8 protein-coding genes are annotated in these 7,396 nt (G+C 73.5%); 3 read left to right on the plus strand and 5 right to left on the minus strand.

Translation table 11 applies throughout. The annotated features are described in order from the left end of the window. Window positions 1-31 precede the first annotated feature (31 nt). Window positions 32-1,204, plus strand: coding sequence for an MFS transporter (locus MY526_RS12310; protein WP_436703990.1), 1,173 nt, complete (start codon window positions 32-34; stop codon window positions 1,202-1,204). Here MY526_RS12310 and MY526_RS12315 read toward each other — a convergent pair. Next, the gene (locus tag MY526_RS12315) at window positions 1,155-2,327 is read right to left on the minus strand and encodes an NAD(P)/FAD-dependent oxidoreductase (protein ID WP_436703991.1); all 1,173 of its coding nucleotides are present in this window, start codon (window positions 2,325-2,327) and stop codon (window positions 1,155-1,157) included. The two genes, MY526_RS12310 and MY526_RS12315, sit on opposite strands and share 50 nt — an antisense overlap. Further along, entirely contained in the window at window positions 2,324-2,644 is a 321-nt protein-coding gene (locus MY526_RS12320; protein WP_436691922.1) for a bifunctional 3-phenylpropionate/cinnamic acid dioxygenase ferredoxin subunit, read from the minus strand. Before MY526_RS12320 ends, MY526_RS12315 begins: the two co-directional genes overlap by 4 nt. A 129-nt stretch (window positions 2,645-2,773) precedes the next feature. Between MY526_RS12320 and MY526_RS12325 the strand changes: the two genes are divergently transcribed. Both MY526_RS12325 and MY526_RS12330 read left to right on the plus strand, forming a co-directional pair. Next, a complete protein-coding gene (locus tag MY526_RS12325; RefSeq protein WP_436691923.1) occupies window positions 2,774-3,574 on the plus strand; it encodes an IclR family transcriptional regulator in 801 nt (266 codons plus the stop codon). A gap of 402 nt (window positions 3,575-3,976) precedes the next feature. Then, window positions 3,977-5,098, plus strand: a complete 1,122-nt coding sequence (locus tag MY526_RS12330; RefSeq protein ID WP_436691924.1) for an aromatic ring-hydroxylating oxygenase subunit alpha — start codon at window positions 3,977-3,979, stop codon at window positions 5,096-5,098. A 63-nt stretch (window positions 5,099-5,161) separates the two neighbouring features. On the opposite strand, the gene MY526_RS12335 is transcribed toward MY526_RS12330, so the two are convergent. The 3 genes from MY526_RS12335 to MY526_RS12345 all read right to left on the minus strand — a co-directional run. Next, window positions 5,162-6,067, minus strand: coding sequence for an MBL fold metallo-hydrolase (locus MY526_RS12335; protein ID WP_436691925.1), 906 nt, complete (start codon window positions 6,065-6,067; stop codon window positions 5,162-5,164). Then, window positions 6,064-6,969 carry a methylenetetrahydrofolate reductase gene (locus MY526_RS12340; RefSeq protein WP_436691926.1) on the minus strand — a complete coding sequence of 302 codons (906 nt, stop codon included), beginning with the start codon at window positions 6,967-6,969 and terminating at the stop codon, window positions 6,064-6,066. Before MY526_RS12340 ends, MY526_RS12335 begins: the two co-directional genes overlap by 4 nt. Window positions 6,970-6,979: 10 nt before the next feature. Continuing rightward, a partial coding sequence (locus tag MY526_RS12345) for an MBL fold metallo-hydrolase (RefSeq protein WP_436691927.1) occupies window positions 6,980-7,396 on the minus strand: 417 nt, incomplete at its 5' end.

The raw sequence follows: 7,396 nt of genomic DNA on the forward strand, positions 1-7,396 counted from the left end.
CCCTGGCGACCGGCACGCGCCGCATCGGCTCGTGGTCAGCGGGCTGCTGGTCATCGCCGTGACCTACGGCCTGACCCGGTACGGCTTCGGCCTGTACCTGCCGCAGTTCAGGGCGGACCTGAGGCTGACCTCCGGCGTGGCCGGCGGCATCGCCGCCGGCAGCTACCTCGCCTACTGCCTCGCCGCCGTCCTGGGCCTGCGCCTGGTCGATGGGGGCCGGGCACGGCGCGCCCTGTGGTGGGCCGGTGTCAGTGCAGCCGCGGGTTCGCTGGTCGTCGCTGCCGCGGAGTCGGTGCTCGTCCTCGCCGTCGGGGCGCTCGTCGCCGGGAGCGGAGCGGGAGCTGCCAGTCCGGCGCTGGTCTCCGCCGTGGCCGGGACGGTGTCGCCGCCGGCCGAGCCACGGTCCCAGGCGGTCGTGAACAGCGGCACCGGTGCGGGAGTGGGCGCCGGCGGCCTCGTGGTGCTGGTCTGGCCGGGGGAGTGGCGGTGGGCGTGGCTCGGCTTCGCCGCCAGTGCACTGCTCGTGACGTGGTGGGCCGACCGATCCGCCTGCTGGCGCCGACCCGCAGCCGAGCCCGGTCGGCCGGGCCCCGGACCACGGCCACGCCGCATCCTCCGCCCGCTGACCGCCAGTGTGCTCGCGGGCGCGGGTGGGGCCGGGGTGTGGACGTTCGGTCCGGATGCGACGACCGCGAGCGGGCTGTCCACCCAGGTCACCGGGATGCTGTGGTGCCTGCTGGGTGCGGCGGCCCTCTTGGGCGGCCTGAGCGGGAGCGTCGTGCGCGTGGCAGGCCTCTCCACCGCCTGGCTGGTCGCCGCGGGCCTCACCGTCGTCGGCACGGTGCTGCTCGCCTGGCGGCCGGGGAGCGTCGGAGTCGCCGCGGGGGCGCTGGCGCTGTTCGGCTGCGGTTTCGTGGCCCTCAGCGGCGTGCTCATCGCCTGGGCCAGCCGGCGCGTGCCGGAGGCGGCTGCGCAGGCCACGGCCCTCCTGTTCATCGCCCTGACCGCCGGCCAGGCCGCCGGCGCCGCCCTCCTCGGCGTCCTCGCCGAAGCCGCCGGCACGCCGACCACCCTCCTCGCCGCCGCGGGCCTGGTGGCCGGCGCCGCGGTCGCCGCGCCGCGGGAGCGCCGTCGGCAGCCGCCCGGCCGGTCGGTCAGGAGGCCGTCGGCACGGCCGAGCGCAGCTGGCGGCGCCAGCGGGTGAACAGGCGCGGCTGGTTCATGCCGAGGACGGCCACGGGGTTCCCCTCGCGCTCGTAGACGACGAGGAAGCTGCGGTCGGCGCAGCTGCCCTCCACCACACGGGCGACGTCCCCCTCCCGGCGCGATCCCGCGAACTGGATGCGCGCGCCGTACTGGTCGGACCAGAAGTAGGGGACGGTCGCGGGTGCCGGTTCTCCGGTCCCCAGGAGGGTGGCGACCGCGGTGGCCGGCTGCTCGAGCGCGGAGGTCCAGTGCTCGATGCGGACGTGCCGCTCCGCGGAGGCCGACCACGCCGCGGCGCAGTCGCCGACGGCGACCACGCCCGGGAGGTTGGTGGCTCCACGGGCGTCGGTGAGGACGCCGTTGCCGAGGGCGACGCCCGAGTCGGCCAGCCACTCGGTGTTGGGCACGGCGCCGATCCCCACGACGACCACGTCGGCGGGCAGGCGCGTGCCGTCGGTCAGTTCGACGGCCTCGACCCGGCCCGAGCCGACCAGCCCGGCGACCCCGGTACCGGCCAGCAGGCGGGTGCCGTGGTCGGCGTGCAACCCGGCGCAGACGGCCCCCATGTCGGCGCCAAGCGGACCGGCGAGGGGAACGGGCTGGGTCTCGACGACGGTGACGTCGAGACCCAGCCCGCGGGCGGTGGAGGCGACCTCGGCCCCGATGAAGCCGGCGCCGATCACCACGAGCCGCTCGGCGGCGGCCAGGTCGTCCCGGAGGGCGATCGCATCGTCCAGAGAGCGCAGCACGTGCACGCCGTCGAGCCCCTCACTGCCGGGCAGGCGCCGCGCGCGAGCGCCCGTGGCGAGGACGACGCCGTCGGCGCGGACCGCGCTGCCGTCGCTCAGCAGCACCGAGCGGCCGAGGTGGTCCAGGCCGACGGCCGTGGTGCCCAGCCGCCACTCGATGCCGAGCTGGTCGTCGTCGGGTGTGCCGAGTGCGACGTCGTCCAGCGACGCCGTGCCGGCCAGGAACTCCTTGGACAGGGGCGGGCGGTCGTACGGGGCGTGCACCTCGTCGCCGATGACCACGATGCGGCCGTCGTACGACTGCTCGCGCAGCGCGCGGGCGGCCGAGAGGCCGGCCAGGGAGGCCCCGACCACGGCGACCGTGGGGCTCATGCCGCACCGTCCACGGGGATCCCCGGCTGCACGAAGACCATGCCGTCCTGCACGACGACCCGGTGCGTGCGGACCGGGGTCTTGGCCGGTGGTCCGGACACCTTCCCGGTGCGCAGGTCGAAGCACGAGGCGTGCAGCGGGCACTCCACGGCGCACCCGTCCAACCAGCCATCGGCCAGCGAGGCGTCCTGGTGGGTGCAGGTGTCGTCGATCGCGTAGAAGTCGCCGTCGACGTTGAAGACCGCGATGGGCTCGTCGGCCTCGACGCGGGTCGCCTCGCCGGGCGGCAACGTGGTCGTGGGGCAGACCGGGATCATGGGACGCTCCAGAGAGAGATTGTTGCTCTTGCCGCAACTCGGTGCTTCTGACGCAACAGCATCGTCGCGCACCATGGGGTCGTCAAGAGGGTTGGCGGTGCTCCCCGGGCCGGGACCTACGCTGAGGTCATGACTGGGCCGCAGGGTGCGAACGGAGAGCGGAACTCGGTCGCCGCGGTCCAGTCGGTGGACCGCGCGCTGAGCGTCCTCGAGATCCTGGCGGCCCACGGGGAGGCCGGCGTCACGGAGGTGGCGGCCGAGCTCGGCGTGCACAAGTCCACGGCGTTCCGCCTGGTCGCGGTGCTGGAGAGCCGCGGCTTCGTCGAGCAGCTGGCCGACCGCGGCAAGTACCGGCTGGGCTTCGGCGTCGTGCGCCTGGCCGGCGCCGCCGCCGCGCAGCTGGACATCGCCCAGCAGGGCCGGCGGATCTGCGAGGAACTGGCCGTCGATCTCGGGGAGACGGTCAACATCGCCATCCTGGACAGCGACCGTGCGGTGAACGTCACCCAGGTCCGCGGGCCGGCGGCGCTCAGCACCCACAACTGGGTGGGGCAGGGCACCCCCCTGCACGCGACGTCGAGCGGAAAGGTGCTCCTGGCCCACGCTTCCGACGCCGTCCGCAAGGACGTGCTCTCCCGCGAGCTGCCGCGCTTCACCCCGGCGACCATCACCGACCCCGAGGCGTTGCAACGGGAGCTCGACCGGATCGTCGAGCAGGGATGGGGGTCGACGGTCGAGGAGTACGAGGTCGGGCTCAGCGCCGTCGCCGCACCCGTCCGGGGTGCGGATGGGGACTTCATCGCGGCCCTCAGTGTGTCGGGGCCGTCCTTCCGCATGGACGCGCACGACTTCCCGCGGCTCGCCCGGCGGGTGGTGGCGGGCGCCGACGAGCTGAGCAGGAGGCTCGGCTTCTTCGGTCAGCCGGACTGATCCGGCGGGGCGCTGCCGCGGTGGTGGAGACGTCACTCCGACCTCTCCGCGCCCCTCCGGTCGCGATGTGGGCACACGGAGCCATCGGTTCGGCGTCATGGCGCGCTGTGTGCACACACCGTCAGGTCCGCGGCACCGTTCCGATCGTCGCCCGGTGCGGCGCAGCGGGTCGGCACCGCCCACCGACCGCCGATCGGTCGTGGCGCGGGGCCGCCCGCTTCGTTCGCGTTCCCCGTCGAGGACGTGACGCAAAGTGTTGCGTCTGGCGCGACTGGCTGTGTAATGTGCAACACATCGGTCGCCTGGAGCTGGCTGGCGGACGGCGACCGCGGTTGATCACAGACCTGTGTTGTCCGACTCCGGCGTGTCCTCCCGACGCCCGACGGAACCCCGAGGTGCCGTATGACCACCACCGAACAGCCCGCGAGCCTCATCTCCACATTGCCGGGCCACTACTACACCGACCCCGCCGTGTTCGCGCTGGAGCAGTCGCACGTCTTCGAGGACATGTGGTTCTGCGCGGTGCGGTCGGGCGACCTGGCGAAGCCGGGTTCGTTCAAGAAGGTCCAGGTGGGCAGCGAGAGCGTCCTCGTGGTCCGCGGCCGGGACGGGCAGCTGCGCGCGTTCCTCAACATCTGCCGGCACCGCGGCGCGCAGATCTGCACGGAGGACTCGGGCGCGACCAACCGGGCCTTCCGGTGCCCGTACCACGCGTGGACCTACGACCTCGAGGGCAAGCTGATCGCGGCCCCCAACCTGACCAAGATGCCCGACATCGACCGGGTCGAGTACGGCCTGGTCACGGTGGCGCTGCGTGAGTGGTTGGGGTACGCGTGGGTGTGCCTGGCCAAGGAGCCCCCGTCCTTCGAGGACGACGTCGTGGGCGCCATCGTCGAGCGTCTCGGGAGCGTGGAGGCGATCGAGCGCTACGACATCGATTCGCTGTCCGTGGGGCGCCGCGTCACCTACGAGGTCAAGGCGAACTGGAAGCTCATCATCGAGAACTTCATGGAGTGCTACCACTGCGCGACGATCCACCCGGAGCTCACCGAGGTGCTCCCCGAGTTCGCCGACGGCTACGCGGCGCAGTTCTTCGTCGGGCACGGCGCGGAGTTCGGGGACGACGTCAAGGGCTTCACCGTCGACGGCAGCGAGGGCTTCGACCGGCTGCCGGGCGTCGACGAGGACCAGGACCGGCGCTACTACGCCATCACGGTCAGGCCGACCGTCTTCGTCAACCTGGTGCCCGACCACGTCATCTTCCACCGCATGTTCCCCGTCTCGGCCGACCGGACGATCGTCGAGTGCGACTGGCTGTACTCGCACGAGGTGGTGGAGTCGGGCAGGGACGTGACGCGGTCGGTGGAGCTGTTCCACCGGGTCAACGAGCAGGACTTCGCCGCGTGCGAGCGGACCCAGCCGGCCATGTCCTCCCGTGCCTACGCCAACGGCGGCGTGCTGGTGCCCTCCGAGCACCACATCGGTGCCTTCCACGACTGGCTGACGCAGCGGCTGTCGCGCTGAACCGCTGACCGGCGCGGCTCCGGGGCCGGGGGGCGACGTCTCCCGGCCCCGGAGCCGCGTCCGTCAGACCGCGAGGTAGCCGTCCTCGGTGGCGACGACCCGGCCGAGGCGCTCGAGTCGGGCCAGGTGCAGCAGGGCGGTGCGCCGTTCGACCGCCTCGACGATCGGCAGCCGGACGTGCGGCCGGTACACGAGCCGATGAGCGACGACGTCCGCCGGCGTCCGGGGCTGCCGCAGCAGCTCCAGGAGGACCTCGTCGCGACGTCGGATGACCGCGGTGAACCGCTCCAGGGCGCCGAGGAAGGCCGGGCGCCCCTCGATCACGCCCATCTGGTGGGACGTGCCGTACCAGCGGGCCTCGACGTCCCGCAGCCGGCCGATCGACGCCTCGAACTCCTCCAGGCTGCTGGAGAGGTCGCCGTAGTAGGGGCCGAAGGACGTCAGGTCGATGTCCGCCACGAACAGGAACCCGTCGGGCTCGACGAGGAAGCCGCAGTGGCCCGCGGTGTGCCCCGGCAGGTGCACGACGGTCACCGTCCGGCCGCCGAGGTCCAGCACGTCGCCGTCCTCGAACGGGACGACGTCGCGGCGTTCGGTGAGGTGGAAGGTGTCCCGGAGCCGGCCGTGGAACTCCTCGGCCTCGTCGGCCCCCATCCCGAAGCCGGCCAGCAGGACCTCGGGGGAGCGGACGGCGCCGACCTCGGCGGGGTGGGCGAGCACGGGCACGTCCGGGAACAGGTGCAGTCCCGCCAGGTGGTCCTCGTGGGCATGGCTGACGGCGATCAGGTCCACGCCGCCCGGCGACCGGCCGCGGCGGTGGACCTCGATCGAGGGGTCGACCAGCACGGTGCCGTAGGTCCCGCTGATCAGCAGCGAGTGCCCGCCGGGGTAGCGACCGCCGTCCGGTGACGCGAGGAGCGTGACGCCCCCGTACGACACGTCACCGTGCGGCACGGGCGCTCCGCTCACCGGTCCTCCGACCCGGTGTCCGACAGGCGGGCCAGCCACGCCTGCCGCCACGCCTCGGTCCGCGCCACCTCGTTGAAGGTGAAGAGGTGGAAGCCCTGCAGGTTGTGCCCGGGCTGCCCGAGAGCGGGTGCGAGGCGCTCGAGCAGGCGATCGGGCCGGTAGCCGTGCGGCAGGAAGAAGCGCCAGAACATGCTGTGCTGCTTGGCCAGGAACCGGGCCGACTGGCCGAGCCCGAGCCCGGCCGAGATCCGCACCAGCTTCTGGCGGGTCACCGCGCCGGGCAGCCCGATCCGGATCGGCAGGTCGACGCCCCGCAGCTCGACCTGCCGGGCCCAGGCCGCCGTCGTGGCGGGGTGGAAGCACAGCTGGGTGACGATGTGCGTCGCATGCGGGGCCTTCCGCTCGAGGGCGCGTTCGATCAGGTCAGCGCTGATGTGCCCGTGCCCCTCGGGATAGCCGCCGATCCCCACGTGCCGGAAGTGGTGGCCGACGGTCTCCAGTTCCTGGAGCAGGCTGAGCGCGTCGGGGAACCTCCCCGCGGGCTCGGCGGCGTCGCCCCCGACGACGAACACGGCGTCCACGTCGGCGGCGCGCAGGCGGGCCACGATGTCGGTCAGCTGGGCCCTGTCCCGGACCAGCCGGGCGGCCAGGTGCGGCGCGGCGGTGAACCCGTGACCGGAGAGCCGCTCGGCCAGCTCGATGGTCGGCGCCAGCCCCTTGGCCTCGGTCGTCGTGATGGTCAGCGGCACGTGCCGAGGGACGTGCTCGACGACCGACTCCTCCGCGTTCCGGAGCGGCAGCACCTCGTAGCTCGCCTCGCGCAGCGCCGATGCCAGGACGGCGTCCTCCGACCGCCGCCGGGCGGATCGACCGGTGCCCGGTGATCTCGGCGGACAGGCCACCCCAGGATGCTCAGGCGACACGGCACACCTCCGCGGCGATCGTCGTGTCGGGGCCGTGGCCGGTCCTGACGACGGTGTCCGCCGGCAGCGTCAGCAGCCGCGAGCGGATGGACCCCAGGATGGTCGGCCGGTCGCTGTGGGACCGCCCGGTGGCGCCGGGGCCGCCGCAGAAGAGCGTGTCCCCGGTGAAGACCGTGTTCAGGTCCCGGGCGTAGAGCGACGTGCTCCCGGGGCTGTGGCCGGGGGTGTGCACCGACACCAGCTGCGTCCCGGCGACGTCGAACCCGGTGCAGTGACCGACGGGACGGTCGGGCAGGGCGCCGGGGTGGACGTCCCGCCACAGCACGAGGTCGGCCGGGTTGAGCCAGATCGGCGCGCCGGTGGCCTCGCGGAGGTCGACCGCGGCGGTGATGTGGTCGTTGTGCCC

Source organism: Geodermatophilus sp. CPCC 205761 (assembly GCF_051383655.1).
In the GTDB taxonomy this organism is placed as follows: Bacteria; Actinomycetota; Actinomycetes; order Mycobacteriales; family Geodermatophilaceae; genus Geodermatophilus.